General features: G+C 44.3%; 12 protein-coding genes. All 12 read left to right on the forward strand.

Features of this window, described 5'->3' with window-relative positions; genetic code table 11:
• Window positions 1-36 precede the first annotated feature (36 nt).
• The 12 genes from flaG to cls all read left to right on the forward strand — a co-directional run bounded on the left by flaG (window position 37) and on the right by cls (window position 16,087).
• Complete coding sequence (flaG, locus tag A5N88_RS20515; protein ID WP_066269484.1) at window positions 37-396, forward strand: flagellar protein FlaG; 360 nt, start codon at window positions 37-39, stop codon at window positions 394-396.
• 348 nt (window positions 397-744) lie between these two features.
• The gene (gene hpf, locus A5N88_RS20520; RefSeq protein WP_066269488.1) at window positions 745-1,308 is read left to right on the forward strand and encodes a ribosome hibernation-promoting factor, HPF/YfiA family; all 564 of its coding nucleotides are present in this window, start codon (window positions 745-747) and stop codon (window positions 1,306-1,308) included.
• A gap of 433 nt (window positions 1,309-1,741) precedes the next feature.
• A complete protein-coding gene (locus A5N88_RS20525) occupies window positions 1,742-3,352 on the forward strand; it encodes a gamma-glutamyltransferase family protein (RefSeq protein ID WP_066269490.1) in 1,611 nt (536 codons plus the stop codon).
• A gap of 64 nt (window positions 3,353-3,416) precedes the next feature.
• Window positions 3,417-4,250, forward strand: coding sequence for a DUF1028 domain-containing protein (locus tag A5N88_RS20530; protein WP_066269491.1), 834 nt, complete (start codon window positions 3,417-3,419; stop codon window positions 4,248-4,250).
• Window positions 4,251-5,237: 987 nt separating this feature from the next.
• Window positions 5,238-7,751: a preprotein translocase subunit SecA gene (gene secA, locus A5N88_RS20545; RefSeq protein ID WP_066269496.1), complete on the forward strand. Its 2,514-nt coding sequence runs from the start codon at window positions 5,238-5,240 to the stop codon at window positions 7,749-7,751.
• A 94-nt stretch (window positions 7,752-7,845) separates the two neighbouring features.
• Window positions 7,846-8,947 (forward strand): peptide chain release factor 2 gene (gene prfB / locus A5N88_RS20550; protein ID WP_157090744.1). Its coding sequence is split into 2 segments (ribosomal slippage): window positions 7,846-7,917 and window positions 7,919-8,947, totalling 1,101 coding nucleotides; the frame shifts between segments, so codons are not numbered across the junction.
• A gap of 802 nt (window positions 8,948-9,749) precedes the next feature.
• The gene (locus A5N88_RS20555; protein ID WP_066269500.1) at window positions 9,750-10,622 is read left to right on the forward strand and encodes a YitT family protein; all 873 of its coding nucleotides are present in this window, start codon (window positions 9,750-9,752) and stop codon (window positions 10,620-10,622) included.
• Window positions 10,623-10,668: 46 nt separating this feature from the next.
• Complete coding sequence (locus A5N88_RS20560) at window positions 10,669-10,992, forward strand: c-type cytochrome (RefSeq protein ID WP_066269502.1); 324 nt, start codon at window positions 10,669-10,671, stop codon at window positions 10,990-10,992.
• A 367-nt stretch (window positions 10,993-11,359) separates the two neighbouring features.
• Window positions 11,360-12,046: a cell division ATP-binding protein FtsE gene (gene ftsE, locus A5N88_RS20565; RefSeq protein ID WP_066269505.1), complete on the forward strand. Its 687-nt coding sequence runs from the start codon at window positions 11,360-11,362 to the stop codon at window positions 12,044-12,046.
• Window positions 12,036-12,920, forward strand: a complete 885-nt coding sequence (gene ftsX / locus A5N88_RS20570) for a permease-like cell division protein FtsX (RefSeq protein WP_066269507.1) — start codon at window positions 12,036-12,038, stop codon at window positions 12,918-12,920. The genes ftsE and ftsX overlap by 11 nt, the downstream gene beginning before the upstream one ends.
• Window positions 12,921-13,305: 385 nt before the next feature.
• Window positions 13,306-14,385, forward strand: coding sequence for a murein hydrolase activator EnvC family protein (locus tag A5N88_RS20575; protein ID WP_232317603.1), 1,080 nt, complete (start codon window positions 13,306-13,308; stop codon window positions 14,383-14,385).
• A 256-nt stretch (window positions 14,386-14,641) separates the two neighbouring features.
• Window positions 14,642-16,087 (forward strand): cardiolipin synthase, encoded by a 1,446-nt coding sequence (gene cls, locus A5N88_RS20580; protein ID WP_066269508.1) that lies wholly within the window; start codon window positions 14,642-14,644, stop codon window positions 16,085-16,087.
• Window positions 16,088-16,199 lie beyond the last annotated feature (112 nt).

Consider the following 16,199-nt stretch of genomic DNA (forward strand, 5'->3'; position numbering starts at 1 on the left):
CAGAATAGAAAGAAAAATCACAAAGGAGCTTACGAGATGATGAATCGTGTTCAGGGGCCGTCAGCCTCCATTGCCGTTCAATCAAATCCGGCTCAAAGTCAGAACAGCCAGGGAAAAACAGCTGATCCGGTTTCAGCAGCACCCGGGGATAAGGGAGACGGAACCAAAAATACCAAGGAGAATGTCCAAAAAGTAGTGGACGCTCTGAATAAATTTGTTTCTGCTTCCAGCACCCATATTCAGTTCAAGTTTCATGAAAAGCTGAAAGAGTACTACGTAACAATCGTCAATGACCAGACCAATCAGGTGGTCCAGGAAATCCCCTCAAAAAAGCTTCTTGATATCTATGCTGCGATGAACGATTATCTTGGCATGATTATGGATAAGAAGGTGTAGAGGAAGACGGCGGAAAGGCCTGTGTGTGGGGAGCATGCGGGCTTTTTAGCATGGGAATGACATTCTCAAACAAAGTATTAATTAGATGGAAAGGCCAAACTTGAAAAATCTAATTTTAAAGGAATTTGGTGAATGAGTGTTAGAATAACGGAGCTCAATCTACTGGTTGTTCCAACTAATTTTCGACAAAATAAAATATTAGGATTAAGAAGGAATATAGACGGGTAATATCGTAATATATATTCATAGCAATATATTAATACAAAAGCGAAAGCAGGCCGTATCAAGATAGACAAGCCAAATACAAAAAGGCACATCGGCAAGCTTGGCAGACGAGGGGGAGTCCACATGATGAACTACAATATCCGTGGCGAAAACATTGAGGTAACTCCAGCAATTAGGGATTATGTCGAAAAGAAAGTCGGGAAGCTGGAAAGATATTTTATTGAAACCCCAAACGCAAATGTCCATGTAAACTTAAAGGTTTATCCGGATAAGACAGGAAAAGTAGAAATTACGATTCCTATGACGCAGCTCGTTCTCCGCGCAGAAGAATCCAATATTGATATGTATGCAGCAGTGGATTTAATTGTCGATAAATTGGAAAGGCAAATCCGCAAGCACAAAACCAAAGTCAATCGCAAATTCCGTGAAAAAGGCGATATGCGCGAGTACTTCGCATCATCTGAAACGGCCAGTACCCTGGCTGAGGCAGAGGAAGACACAGACATAGACTTGGAGGTTGTGCGCACGAAGCAATTTGACCTGAAACCGATGGATAGTGAGGAAGCCGTCCTGCAAATGAACATGCTGGGCCATAGCTTCTTTATCTATACAGATGCCGAAACCAACCATACGAACATTGTCTATCGACGCCGTGATGGCAAGTATGGATTAATTGAAACAACTTAATCATGACTGAATCCATCCCCGCGGGCAGATTGCCTGCGGGGATTTTTGATATATACGGGGATTGTGCTGTGATGTGCTAAAGCACAAAAGGGGTCTGACCCTTTTTGTGGAGTAAAGCATTAAAGTATCGGGGTTTTTCGATGGGTATAAAGTCTTAGTTTCCCCGATTAATCTATGTTTTCGCCCGATTAGCCTTGAGTTTTACCCGATTACAACCTGTTTTTGCCCGAAAAAGCACTATTTTTACCCGATTATCCCCCAGCAGGAGTTTTATGAATGGAAATGAACGAAATATCCAGACTGAAAGCATGCTAGTTTAATAGGTAAAATAATTGAAATATTAAAACTAGTAAACTTATAATAAAATTATCTCTATTTCGCGCTTCGAAACAATTGTTTTCTACTGGATGAAACAAACAGAGGAGAGTTTAGGATGAAATTTGATCATTTATACCAGCCCTACCCGTCTGCCCGCAATACCGTTTTTGCCCGGAATGGCATGGTGGCCACATCACAGCCGCTTGCTGCACAGGCAGGCCTCGAAATTTTACAAAAAGGCGGGAATGCGATTGATGCTGCCATCGCGGCTGCGGCTGCATTAACGGTGACGGAGCCTACGTCTAATGGAATCGGAGCAGACGCTTTTGCCCTTGTATGGACAAAAGGAAAGCTTCATGGATTGAATGCAAGCGGCCCTGCCCCTTCTTCCATCTCGATTGAGGCGTTAAAGGAAAGAGGATATGAAAAGATGCCGGTTCACGGCGTTGTCCCTATTACCGTTCCGGGTGCCCCGTCTGCCTGGGCAGAGCTTTCAAGGAAGTTCGGTAAGCTGTCCCTAACGGACGTGCTTGCACCGGCCATTCGCTATGCAGAGGAGGGCTATGCCATCACGCCAACCCTTGGGAAGTATTGGGGATATGCGTTTAAGCGCTTTAAAGAAGTGCTTACAGGAGAAGAGTTCCAAGAATGGTTCCGTACGTTTGCGTCTATGGGGAAGGCTCCAGAAATTGGGGGTATATGGCGATCGAAAGACCACGCAGATACACTTCGAAAAATAGCGGAATCAAATGGCGAGAGCTTTTACAGAGGAGAGCTTGCCGAAAAAATAGCGGATTATGTTCAAAAGTACGATGGCTTCCTAAGCAAAGAGGATTTGGCTGCCTATCAGCCGGAATGGGTTGAACCGATTTCTGTGAGTTACCGCGGGTATGATGTGTGGGAAATTCCGCCCAATGGTCAAGGCTTGGTGGCATTGATGGCGCTTAAGATTGCAGGAGGTTTTGATTTTACCGAAAAAGAAACCGTTGATACATACCATAAGCAAATGGAGACTATGAAGCTTAGTTTTACAGACGGGAAGGCCTTTATTACCGATCCTGCCCATATGGAGGCTGAGGTTGGGCATTTGTTATCTGAGGAGTATGCCAGGAAACGCCGTGAGCTGATCGGAGAGGAAGCGATTGAGCCTGAAGTTTACACGCCTCCAAAGGGCGGGACGGTTTACTTGGCGGCGGCGGATGGGGAAGGCAATATGGTTTCCTTTATCCAGTCCAATTATATGGGCTTTGGTTCAGGCATTGTAGTGCCGGGAACTGGTATCGCTCTGCAAAACCGAGGACATGATTTTTCACTTGATCCGGGCCATGCTAACTCGTTAAAGCCTGGAAAGAAAACGTACCATACCATTATTCCGGGTTTTTTGACGAAGGATAACGAAGCCGTTGGGCCGTTTGGCGTGATGGGCGGGTATATGCAGCCGCAGGGGCATTTCCAGGTCATCATGAATACGATTGATTTCCATTTGGATCCGCAGGCAGCGCTTGATGCTCCGAGGTGGCAGTGGCTGGAAGGGAAGAAGTTTACGGTGGAGTCCCATTTTCCTCGGCATCTCCTGCAGGCACTCATCCGGAAAGGCCATCAAATTCAGGTCACTTCTGATTCCGGAGCATTCGGGCGCGGGCAGATCATTTGGCGCAACCCCGAAACCGGTGTCTTGATGGGAGGAACCGAATCAAGGACGGATGGGCATATTGCAGCGTGGTAAAGCACTAAAGGGGTCAGACCCCTTTCGCACTGTAGTGGATTAAAGTAATGAGGAGGAATGTGAGATGACGTTTTCAATTGTAGGGTATGATCCAAAAGAGAAGACATGGGGAGTAGCAGTACAGTCCAAATTTTTGGGCGTGGGAGCTGTTGTTCCGTTTGCGAAAGCAGGAGTTGGAGCCATCGCCACACAGTCCTATGCGAATACTTCCTATGGGCCGAATGGCCTTGCGCTGCTGGAACAAGGGAAGAGCGCACAGGAGGTTCTTGACCTGCTCTTGCAGGAGGATCCTGACAGAGAAATGCGCCAGGTCGGCATTGTAGATGCAAATGGCCAGGCAGCCACATTCACAGGCAAGGAATGCTACGACTGGGCTGGCGGCACAACTGGTGAATATTTTGCTGCACAGGGAAATATTCTTGTCGATGAAAAAACGGTGGAGAGCATGAAAAATACATTCCTGGAAACGGAAGGCGCACTCGCAAAACGTTTGTTAAGGGCCTTAAATGCAGGCCAAGCGGCTGGAGGAGATTCACGCGGAATGCAGTCTGCCGCCCTGCTGGTTGTCAAGGAAGCAGGAGGGTATGGGGGCTTTAATGACAGGTTGATTGATTTGCGCGTAGACGATCATCCAAAGCCTATTGATGAGCTAATGCGAATCTATTCACTTCAGCGGCTTTACTTCTCTTCCTCCAAACCGGAAAGAATTGCAGCCATTGAGGGAGAAGTGGAAGACGAGCTCGGACGGCATTTAAGCAGGCTGGGCTATTTAACGGAAACAGCCGGTTTATCTGATGCCTTAAGAGCCTATCTGCATACGGAAAACTTTGAAATGCGAGAGCAGGAAAAAGGAAAAATCGACCTTGATGTGCTTGATTTTATGAAAAAGCAATCATAAGTAATGAAAGAAGGGGCAGACACCAAATGGACTGGTATCTGCTTCTTCTTTGTCTTTAAACAACGTCTATAGGCGCTTTGGGAGGGGCATCCTCTTTTAACATCTCCAACATTGAGCTTATCTGTATCTCAAACTCCCTTCCGTAAGGTTAAAAAGCAAACCTCCCTGACGACTCGTCTTCTGCTTAGCGCCTAAAGCTGAGCTCCTTCCGCTTTTAGTCTTGTCCAGCTCCAGGCTCCTGCGACTAGCAGACTTCCCATCTCCTCCCTGCGATAAGTCAACATCGAAAAGCGATCGCATTCCGTGTCTCCTTTATCTCAGTCGAAGCAGTCCAGTCTGTACGTCGCAAAACCTCGCCTTCCGCTTTTCCTTATCCAGCTCCAGAAGCCATCGGCTCGAGTCATAAGCCAAGTCGCCAGTGAGGTTAAAAAGCAAACCTCCCTGGCGACTCGTCTAATGCTTATCGCCTAAACCTAAGCTTCTTCTGCTTTTAGCATTGTCCAGCTCCAGGCTCCTGCGACTAGCAGACTTCCCAACTCCTCCCTGCGATAAGTCAACATCGAAAAGCTATCGCTTTTCGTGTTTCCTTTATCTCAGTCGAAGCTGTCCAGTCTGTACGTCGCAAAACCTCGCATTCCGCCTTTCCTTATCCAGCTCCAGAAGCCATCGGCTCGAGTCATAAGCCAAGTCGCCAGTGAGGTTAAAAAACAAACCTCTCTGGCGACTCGTCTAATGCTTATCGCCGATAACCAGGCTTCTTCCGCTTTTAGCTTTTCCCATTCCTTGCCTGTACTTGTTTGGTTGTCACACATGGCTTTCAATGGTAATATTAAGAAAGGTGAATTTTTAATATTTTTGCGAGAGGGAATCCTCCCTATCTACCGAATGAAATGGAGGCCTGACAAAGAGGCTTTTCTTTTTAATATGAATGGAAGAGGTTTCTATAGAAGCCAATCATATTTATCGATGAAAAAAGGAGCGTTATAGATGGTAGCTTTTTTAGAAAAAGTGTTTGACGCGAATAAACGTGAATTGAAACGCCTTGATAAGCTGGCGAACCAAATAGAAGAGCTTGCTTCAGATATGGAAAAACTATCGGATGACCAGCTTCGCGAAAAAACAGAGGAGTTCAAACAGCGCTATCAAAATGGCGAATCGCTGGATGACCTTCTTGTTGAGGCTTTTGCCGTTGTTCGTGAAGGAGCGCGCCGTGTACTTGGGCTTTATCCTTACCATGTACAGCTGATGGGCGGTATTTCCCTGCATGAAGGAAATATTTCTGAAATGAAAACCGGGGAAGGTAAAACATTGACTTCCACCATGCCGGTTTATTTGAATGCTCTTTCCGGAAAAGGCGTTCATGTGGTTACAGTCAATGAATACCTTGCCAGCCGTGACGCGGAAGAAATGGGACAGCTTTACGAATTTCTTGGACTGACTGTCGGATTAAACCTGAACAGCATGTCAGGCGAAGAAAAGCAGGAAGCCTATGCTGCTGATATTACGTACAGCACAAACAATGAATTGGGCTTTGATTATCTGCGTGATAATATGGTCCTTTATGAAGAGCAAAAGGTGCAGCGCCCGCTTTACTACGCGGTGATTGACGAGGTCGACTCCATCCTGATCGATGAAGCCCGTACGCCGCTGATCATTTCGGGACAAGCACAGAAATCTGCAGCCCTTTATATTCAAGCCAATGCATTTGTCCGTACGCTGAATAAAGACGAAGATTTTACGTACGATGAAAAAACAAAAAGCGTCCAGCTGACAGAGGATGGAATTAACAAAGCCGAGCGTGCTTTTGGCATTGAAAATCTTTTTGATATCTCACATGTTACGCTGAACCATCATATTAACCAGGCGTTAAGAGCCAATGTCAGCATGCATTTGGATGTCGACTATGTGGTTCAGGAAGACGAAATTGTCATCGTTGACCAGTTTACAGGACGCCTTATGGCAGGGCGCCGTTTCAGTGACGGCCTTCACCAGGCGATCGAAGCCAAAGAAGGCGTGGAAATTCAAAACGAAAGCATGACGATGGCGACCATTACATTCCAGAACTATTTCCGTATGTATGAAAAGCTTGCCGGGATGACGGGTACCGCTAAAACGGAAGAAGAGGAATTCCGCAACATCTATAATATGAGAGTTGTCGTCATTCCAACGAACAGACCGATTGTCAGGGACGACCGTGCTGACTTGATTTATGCCTCTATGGCAGGTAAATTCAACGCTGTTGTCGAGGATATTAAGGAACGCCATGAAAAAGGGCAGCCTGTTCTTGTAGGTACCGTTGCAATCGAAACATCTGAGTTGATTTCACAGCTTTTGAAAAAAAGTGGTGTTCCCCACAATGTCTTGAATGCAAAAAACCATGAACGTGAAGCTGAAATAATCCTTGGAGCAGGGCAGCAGGGTGCTGTCACCATTGCAACGAACATGGCAGGACGCGGTACGGACATCAAGCTTGGTGAAGGTGTGAAGGAACTCGGCGGTCTTGCGGTTGTCGGAACAGAACGCCATGAATCAAGACGTATCGATAATCAGCTCCGTGGACGTTCCGGCCGTCAGGGAGATCCTGGTGTCACTCAATTCTACCTTTCCATGGAAGATGAATTGATGAGAAGGTTCGGCTCTGACAATATGAAAGCCATGATGACACGCCTTGGAATGGACGATTCACAGCCAATCCAGTCTAAAATGGTGTCACGTGCAGTGGAATCAGCGCAAAAACGTGTAGAGGGCAATAACTTTGATTCACGTAAACAGCTCCTTCAATACGATGACGTCCTTCGCCAGCAGCGCGAAATTATTTACAAACAGCGTAATGAAGTACTTGCTTCTGAAAACCTTCGTGAAATCGTGGAAGCGATGATCCAGCACGTAGTGGAAAATGCGGTCGCTGTCCATACACCGCAGCACGAGGACGAAGAGAATTGGAACCTTCAGGGAATCGTGGATTATGTTCATGCCACTCTTTTACATGAAGGCGACGTAACGGTGGAAGACCTGCGCGGCAAGGAACCGGAGGAAATGGTTGAACTCATTTTAGCCAAGGTAAAAGAAGACTATAATGAAAAAGAAGAGTCCCTTGGCGAAGAGCAAATGCGTGAGTTTGAAAAAGTAATTTTGCTTCGTGCTGTGGATACTAAATGGATTGACCATATTGATACGATGGACCACCTGCGTGAAGGAATCCATCTGCGCGCTTACGGCCAGATTGATCCACTACGCGAGTATCAAAGCGAAGGTTTTGCTATGTTTGAAAATATGATTGCATCCATTGAAGAGGATACTGCTAAATATATTATGAAAGCGGAAATCCACAATAATCTTGAACGGGAAGAAGTGGCGAAAGGCCAGGCTGTCAATCCTAAGGCAGATGGTGAAACCGTTAAGAAAAAGCCTGCCAAAAAGAAAGACTCTGCAGGGCGCAATGCTCCATGTCCATGCGGAAGCGGCAAAAAGTATAAGAATTGCCACGGTAAGAACATATAATAAGCAAGAGTTGACTAAAATGAAAAGAAAACCGGATGGGGGACAGAGCCTTGCGCCTGCCCCCGTCCTATTTGTTTGGATGAGGTGACGGAAAATGGAATTATTTGAAATACGGTCAGAGTTAGAAAAAACAGCTAAGAAATTAGCGGACTTTAGGGGGTCTCTTTGACTTAGAAAACAAAGAAACCCGAATTGCCGAGCTTGATGAAGTCATGCTGGAGCCGAATTTTTGGAATGACCAGCAAGGTGCACAAACGGTTATTAATGAAGCAAACGGCTTAAAGGAACTAGTGAACGAGTACAAGGATCTTATGGAAATCCAGGAGAACCTTGAGCTGACCCATGACCTTGTAAAGGAAGAAGCCGATCCGGATCTACAAGCCGAAATGGAAACGGAGCTTCAGGAACTGGTTTCCCGCTTGAACGAGTTTGAGCTTCAGCTTTTATTAAGCGAGCCATACGATAAAAACAATGCCATCCTCGAGCTGCATCCGGGAGCAGGCGGTACAGAATCCCAGGACTGGGGGTCCATGCTTCTTCGTATGTATACACGCTGGGCTGAAAAGCAGGGCTTCAAGGTAGAAACACTAGATTATCTGCCAGGTGATGAAGCAGGCATTAAGAGTGTGACCCTGCTCATTAAAGGCCATAATGCTTACGGTTATTTAAAAGCGGAAAAAGGAGTGCACCGACTTGTGCGGATTTCGCCGTTTGATTCATCCGGCCGCCGCCATACCTCCTTCGTTTCCTGTGAAGTCATGCCGGAATTCAACGAGGAAATCGAAATTGAAATCCGTACGGAAGACCTGAAAATTGACACATACCGGGCAAGCGGCGCGGGCGGACAGCACATCAATACAACCGATTCTGCGGTCCGTATCACCCATACACCGACCGGCGTTGTTGTAACATGTCAATCAGAGCGCTCCCAGATCAAGAACCGCGAGCAGGCAATGAAAATGCTGAAAGCGAAATTGTATCAACGGGAAATTGAAGAAAAAGAAAAAGCGCTGGCAGAAATTCGCGGCGAACAAAAGGATATCGGCTGGGGAAGCCAAATCCGTTCGTATGTATTCCATCCATATTCCATGGTGAAGGACCACCGTACCAATACCGAGGTGGGAAATGTCCATGGCGTAATGGACGGAGACATCAATATCTTTATTGACTCATATCTGCGCTCACGTATCTCATAAAAATAAAACAGCATGCATGTAAAAGTCCCGCCTGGCGCATACTAGGCGGGACTTTTGCGATTTTTATAGAGGGGAAGAGGGAGATGAAGGACAAAACGAGGTGCAGAATTCAGAGGATCGTCCTTCATAGGGGGAATGAAGGACAAAACGAGAAGGAAAAATCAGCGAAAAGTCCTTCATAAGGGGGATGAACGACAAAATGAGGTGTGAAATTCGGTGAAAAGTCCTTCATAGGGGGAATGAAGGACAAAACGAGGTGCAAAATCCAGTGAATCGTCCTTCATAAGGGTGATGAAGGACAAAACGAGGTGCAAAATCCAGTGAACCGTCCTTCATAGGGGGAATGAAGGACAAAACGAGAAGGAAAAATCAGCGAAAAGTCCTTCATAAGGGTGATGAAGGACAAAACGAGGTGCAAAATCCAGTGAACCGTTCTTCATAGGGGGAATGAAGGACAAAACGAGGTGCAAAATCCAGTGAACCGTCCTTCATAGGGGGAATGAAGGACAAAACGAGGTGCAAAATTCAGCGAACCGTCCTTCATAGGAAATATGAAGGACAAAACGAGGTGCAAAATTCAGCGAACCGTCCTTCATAAGGGAGATGAAGGACAAAACGAGTTGAAAAATCCCTTACCCCGTCCCATCCAGTCCTGCAGGCACTCCACATACATACACGCGTGCAAGTTATTCTATCCTGCTGAATAAACGGATTTTTCCTTTTAAAGCAAGTCTTTACAGGGAATGGGACACATGCTATACTCTCTCCGGTATGAGTACATCTAGAAAAGGGGATTATACAGATGAGAAGAAAACGGGGGGTTCCTCTTGAGCATCCTATATGGTCGAAGGCAATGGAATATGTCTATATCTTAGTAGGATCTGCCATTATTGCTTTAGCGTTCAATGTTTTTTTGCTTCCTAATGAGATTGCGTCAGGCGGTATCAGCGGGATCAGTACGATTTTGCATGGAGTGTTTAATTGGAAGCCGGCTTATGTACAGTGGGCATTAAATATTCCGCTTTTTATTGCTGGGTTAATTTTTCTGGGCTTTCAATTTGGGATTAAGACCCTTGTGGGTACGATCTTTTTGCCTTTTTTCGTTTTTTTAACGGAGCATCTTGAGCCTTGGACCCGAAACCCCTTGCTTGCTGCATTATTTGGCGGGATTGGCGTCGGGATTGGTTTAGGGATTGTGTTCAGGGGAAAAGCTTCAACAGGGGGAACAGATCTTGCAGCGCAAATCATTAATAAATTCACAGGCTTGACGCTTGGTACCTGTGTGGCGATTATTGATGGGATGGTGGTCTTGTCCGCTGCAGTTGTTTTTAATATTGAAAAAGGCCTGTATGCACTGATTGGCCTTTACGTAACCAGTAAAACCATCGATCTTGTTCAAGTGGGCTTGAGCCGATCTAAAGCGGCTCTTATTATTACAGATCACAATCAAGAGATTCGTGAAGCTATTCTTAGTAAGCTCGACCGCGGAGTCACCCGGCTGTCAGCACATGGCGGTTACACGGAAAATGAGCGTCCTGTCCTCTTGTGTGTGGTGGATCAAACCGAATTCACCAAGCTGAAACAATTAGTAAAAAGTGTGGATCCTGCTGCATTTGTCATTGTCATGGATGCTTCTGAGGTCGTAGGAGAAGGTTTTAAACGGAACCTACATTGATATACGAATGAAAGGAATTCTTGCCCACTAAAAAGGAGGCACTGAAATGAAAAGAAAAGTAGTCGGAATGCTTTTGGGATGCCTGCTTTTAATGGGACTGGCTGCCTGCGGAAATGCTGCTGGCAACAACGGCCAGTCATCCTCATCCAAAACGATGGATCCCCAAAAAATAGTCAACACTACCTGCATTCAATGCCACGGAGATAATTTAAAAGGTGCTTATGGACCGAACATCTCCCATATCGGCAGAGAGCTGGACAAGGACCAAATTGCCAATATTATTAATCATGGAAAAGGCCAAATGCCTCCAGGATTGATTGACCAAAAACAGGCAGAGGTAGTAGCAGCCTGGCTGGCCAAGAAAAAATAAAAAAGTGTTTGTGTTAGCGTGATTCGACAAATATTGAGACAATGAAAAAGAAATATCGCAAAGAATAGGGCTTAATACATCTCCTGTATTAGGCCTTTTTACTTATGGTAGGCCGAGTGAAACAAATAGAACATTAAGACACATGAGAGGAAAAAAGCTTTAGAATATAACGTATTGAAACATAAATGTAATATAAATTTTCAATAAATAACGAAACTAAGATGTTATAATAGTCCTGAACTTGGATTTCGAGATATTTTGAGATTATTTGCGGATTTTATACATACTTGCAGATAATGACGAAACAAACATATAAAAAAACTACAGAAGTGGTTTACACAATCTGTTAGAAAAGTAAGGTGATTGAATGATAGAAATGCAAGAGATTTATAAAAAGTATCCGAATGGTGTAATGGCAGCCAACGGCTTGAATGTCCGCATCAAACAAGGAGAGTTCGTTTATGTGGTAGGACCAAGCGGCGCCGGTAAGTCTACATTTATCAAAATGATGTATCGTGAAGAAAGACCGACAAACGGAACCATTACGGTAAACGGTGTCAATCTATCAAAACTTAAGAATAAGCGCATTCCTTATTTCCGCCGGCAAATAGGCGTTGTTTTTCAGGACTTTAAGCTGCTTCCAACCTTAACGGCTTATGAAAACATTGCTTATGCACTTGAGGTAATAGAGGAAGAACCTAAAATTATAAAAAAACGTGTTATGGACGTCTTAGAACTTGTCGGTTTAAAGAATAAGGCAAGAATGCTTCCAACGGAACTCTCCGGCGGCGAACAGCAGAGGGTATCTATTGCGAGGTCCATTGTAAACCTTCCAAGAGTTGTGATTGCAGATGAGCCTACAGGAAACCTTGACCCGGAGACTTCATGGGAAATCATGAAAATCCTCGAAGAAATCAATTCAAGAGGAACAACAGTGGTCATGGCAACACACAACCGTGAAATTGTAAATGCCATTAAACACAGGGTTATTGCGATTGAAGGCGGAAAGATTGTCCGTGATGAGCATCAGGGGGATTACGGATATGAAAATTAGAACGCTAAAACGCCACTTCAGGGAGAGCATCAAGAGCTTGGGCCGAAATGGCTGGATGATGTTTGCTTCCGCGAGTGCAGTGACGATTACTCTTTTATTAGTAGGAGTATTTTTCGTCATTATGATGAATATGAACAAGATTGCGACAGATATTGAAAAGGATGTTGAGATTCGCGTACATATCGATCTTACAGCGAATCCGGCTGATGAAAATGCGCTGAAGGCTCAGCTTGAGTCGATGCCTGAGGTTCAGTCCGTCACATTCTCTTCCAAGCAGAAAGAACTTCAAAACTTAGTTCAGACAATGGGAAGCGATTTTAAGCTCTACCAGCAGGACAATCCGTTATATGACGTATTTATTGTAAAAACGAAGAACCCTACAGACACGCCAAAGGCTGCAGCAAAGATTCAGAACATGAATTATGTACAATCGGCCATTTACGGAAAAGGAAAAGTGGAAAACCTCTTCAAAGTTCTTACTGTAGCCCGAAATGTTGGAATCGTACTGATCATCGGGTTATTGCTGACAGCGATGTTCCTTATTTCGAACACGATTAAGATTACCATTTTTGCCAGAAGGCATGAGCTTGAAATTATGAAACTGGTAGGAGCAACCAACTGGTTCGTTCGGTGGCCTTTTGTAATGGAGGGACTGTGGCTTGGAATACTCGGCTCCATTCTCCCAATTACCATCATTTCAGTAGGCTATACCTATCTGTACAAACTGATAGCCCCAAAGCTTCATGATCAGTTAATACAGATGCTAAGCGCGAATCCATTCGTATGGGAAGTAAGCATACTCCTTCTAATCATGGGAATGGTGATCGGTGTATGGGGAAGCTCGATGTCCATTAGGCGCTATTTGAAAGTCTAATAGATTTAGAGAATACGAATACTAAACAAATGGCACTGTTTAAGAACAACAGGCAGAATGAACAGGGCTGCAAATTAGAAAAATGTGATTTTTATGAAGAGCAAGGGGACCGATACTGGTTCCCTGTTTTTCATGTAATAAGCACTAAGCGGGGAAAAATATAAAGGAGAGACAGATAATTGAAAAAACGTTCATTGCTAACATTTTCAATTATAACAGTACTTGGTTTTACCAGTGTATTACATACGAATCAACCGCTTCTGCTTCTAAGCTTTCAGATTTGCAAAATCAGCAGCAGCATATCATAAACAAAAGCTCCAGCCTCCATTCCTCGATGAATCAAAAGGATCAGGAGATTTCTAAAATTCAAGACAAGCAGGATCAATTGAAAGCTCAAATAAAGAATCTGCAAATGTCCATTGTGGATGCCAATGAAAAAATCCGTGATAAACAACAGCAGGTGGATGATACCAAGCAAAAAATAAATGATTTGGAAGCACAGATTAAGGTGCTGCAAAAGCGCATTGACGAACGAAATCAGCTGTTAAAGCAGCGTGCGCGCGCCATGCAGCAAAACGGTACATCCGCCAGTTATTTAGATGTCATTTTAACCTCCAAAAGCTTTGGGGAAATGCTTGACCGTCTTTCGGCTGTGAATACGATTGTCAATGCAGACAAGGATATTATGATGCAGCAAAAAAGAGACCAGGACAAGCTGAAGGCGGCACAGGCTGAAGTTGAGAAGAAGCTTTCAGAGCTTCAAGGAATGCTGAACCAGCTTGAAAAAATGAAAGCTGATTTTAATGCAAAAAAATCGCAGGCAAATGCACTGATGCAGAAGCTTGGACAAAAGAAAGATGATATTGAAAAAGAAAAGCTTTCAATGAGCGAGCAAAATGACTTATTAAGTGCTCAAAAAGCAGCGATTGACAAGGCAATCCAGATGGAAAAAGGTCGTTTGGCAGATGAGGCACAGAAGGCCGCTGAACAGGCAAAGCAGCAAAATGAATCTAGCCTGAGCAGCAGCGGATCCTCAAGCCTTCCCCCTGTCACATCCGGGATGTTTACGCGTCCGGCTGAAGGCTATATTTCTTCGGGATTCGGGGCCCGCGAAGGTACTTACAGCGGCTTCCATTATGGTGTTGACATTGCCAACCCTGGTTCAAATGTTCCGATTGTGGCAACAGCCGATGGTGTAGTAAGCCGTTCTTATCTGTCATCAAGCTATGGAAACTGTATCTTTATTACGCATGATATCAACGGAAAAATCTATACGACGGTTTATGCTCATATGTCCGCACGCTTAGTCGGAAATGGAGCAGTTGTTCATAAAGGCCAGCAAATCGGGATTATGGGAAGCACAGGCGAATCAACCGGCCAGCATCTTCACTTTGAATTATATCCGGGGCCGTGGATTCCATCCCATGCTACGGCAGTAGATCCGACTCACTATATTAATTTTTAATAAAAAGCTAATTAAAAGAGAAAACCGCATCCAATCGATGTGGTTTTCTTTTTTCACGTTAGGGGAAGAATGACAGAGAATGAAAAAGGAAAACTGTATGTGCTTTTTTGCATAATATGTTATGATACTTTTGTACTCTTCATCTATTTTCCAATGAATGCCATCAATTGAGCACTTCCCCGCGAAACGGCAGCTATTTTAATCAGCTATAATTCATTACAATATTGGCCAATTTCCATAAAAAAAGGAGCAGAGAATGACAATCCTTGTGATCTTATTAATACTTTTATTTCTTTTAAACTTTGTTTTCTCTGGAACGGTTATCTTTCTGGAGAGGCGAAATATTGGGGCGACATGGGCATGGCTCCTAGTCCTGCTGTTTATTCCTGTTGCCGGGTTCATCATTTATCTAATCTTTGGGCAGAATTTGTCCCGGCGAAAAATTTTCGAGTGGAAGGACCAGGAGAAGATTGGGATTAAAGAAACCATACAGTCTCAGGTTGAGCTGCTTGAAAACAATGCTTTTCCTTTTCATGATGAAAGAACAGTCCGCTACAAGGATTTAGTTTATATGCTGTTAATTAATGATGGTGCCGTGCTGTCACAGGATAATGATATCGAAATTTTTACAGACGGAAAAGAAAAATTCCGTTCCCTTTTTGAGGACATTGAGCAGGCAAAAGACCATATTCATTTAGTTTATTACATTATCCGCAATGATGACCTTGGGAAAAGGCTTGTTGAGATATTAACCAGGAAGGCCTATGAAGGGGTAAAAGTCCGCGTATTGTATGATGATATGGGCTCAAAGGAATTGCCCCGGAAATTTTTCAAAAGCTTAACGGATGCCGGCGGGCAGGTTGCAGCGTTTTTCCCTGCCAAGATTCCCATGCTTAATTTGAGGGTGAATTTCCGCAATCACCGCAAACTGGCCATCATGGACGGGAAAATTGGCTATATCGGCGGATTTAACATTGGAGACGAGTATCTGGGTCTTGTTAAAAAGTTCGGATACTGGCGTGATACCCATTTGAAAATTAAGGGGAAAGCAGTCTATGCGATGCAGACACGGTTTATCCTGGATTGGAATCAGGCTTCTGACGAGGAAATCCACTATGAGCAGCGCTTTTTCCCTGAGGTTCAGTATATGGGCGATACGGATGTCCAGATTGTCTCAAGCGGACCGGATTCAGAATGGGAACAAATTAAGAATGGCTATTTGAAAATGATCAATTCAGCCAAGCGGTATATCTACATGCAGACTCCTTATTTTATTCCGGACGACAGTGTCATTGATGCCCTGAAAATTGCCTGTCTTTCAGGAGTGGATGTCCGGATTATGATTCCCAATAAACCAGATCATATGTTTGTGTACTGGGCGACATTCTCCAATATTGGGATGCTTCTGAAATCAGGCGCTAAGGTGTACATTTATGAGAATGGCTTCATTCATGCAAAAATGCTGGTGGTAGACGGAAAAATTGCCACTGTCGGAACGGCAAACATTGATGTGCGGAGCTTCCGGTTGAATTTTGAAGTGAACGCCTTTTTGTATAACCAAATTCTGGCTCAAAAGCTTGAAGACATTTTTATTGATGATATGCTCCACTCAAGGGAGCTGACATTTGAGGCGTACCGTGAACGTCCGCTGAATATACGCTTTAAAGAATCTATTTCTCGTTTGCTTTCTCCTATTCTTTAGGCAAGGCTGCTTTCGCATAGATTGTTGTTTTTCGCAAAAGTGTTAAATCCGTAAATTAAGTGAGTCAAAACATTCGTGAAAAACTTGGATAAATCTTTAGAAAGAAGAACCG

The sequence above is a fragment of the Heyndrickxia acidicola genome, assembly GCF_001636425.1.
Taxonomy (GTDB): Bacteria; Bacillota; Bacilli; order Bacillales; family Bacillaceae_C; genus Bacillus_AE; species Bacillus_AE acidicola.

Coding starts and splice junctions, on each gene's coding strand:
- A5N88_RS20555 (WP_066269500.1), top strand. CDS start 9,750: ATGAGAAGAAAACGGGGGGTTCCTCTTGAGCATCCTATATGGTCGAAG.
- A5N88_RS20530 (WP_066269491.1), top strand. CDS start 3,417: ATGACGTTTTCAATTGTAGGGTATGATCCAAAAGAGAAGACATGGGGA.
- ftsX (WP_066269507.1), top strand. CDS start 12,036: ATGAAAATTAGAACGCTAAAACGCCACTTCAGGGAGAGCATCAAGAGC.
- cls (WP_066269508.1), top strand. CDS start 14,642: ATGACAATCCTTGTGATCTTATTAATACTTTTATTTCTTTTAAACTTT.
- hpf (WP_066269488.1), top strand. CDS start 745: ATGATGAACTACAATATCCGTGGCGAAAACATTGAGGTAACTCCAGCA.
- A5N88_RS20560 (WP_066269502.1), top strand. CDS start 10,669: ATGAAAAGAAAAGTAGTCGGAATGCTTTTGGGATGCCTGCTTTTAATG.
- ftsE (WP_066269505.1), top strand. CDS start 11,360: ATGATAGAAATGCAAGAGATTTATAAAAAGTATCCGAATGGTGTAATG.
- secA (WP_066269496.1), top strand. CDS start 5,238: ATGGTAGCTTTTTTAGAAAAAGTGTTTGACGCGAATAAACGTGAATTG.
- flaG (WP_066269484.1), top strand. CDS start 37: ATGATGAATCGTGTTCAGGGGCCGTCAGCCTCCATTGCCGTTCAATCA.
- A5N88_RS20525 (WP_066269490.1), top strand. CDS start 1,742: ATGAAATTTGATCATTTATACCAGCCCTACCCGTCTGCCCGCAATACC.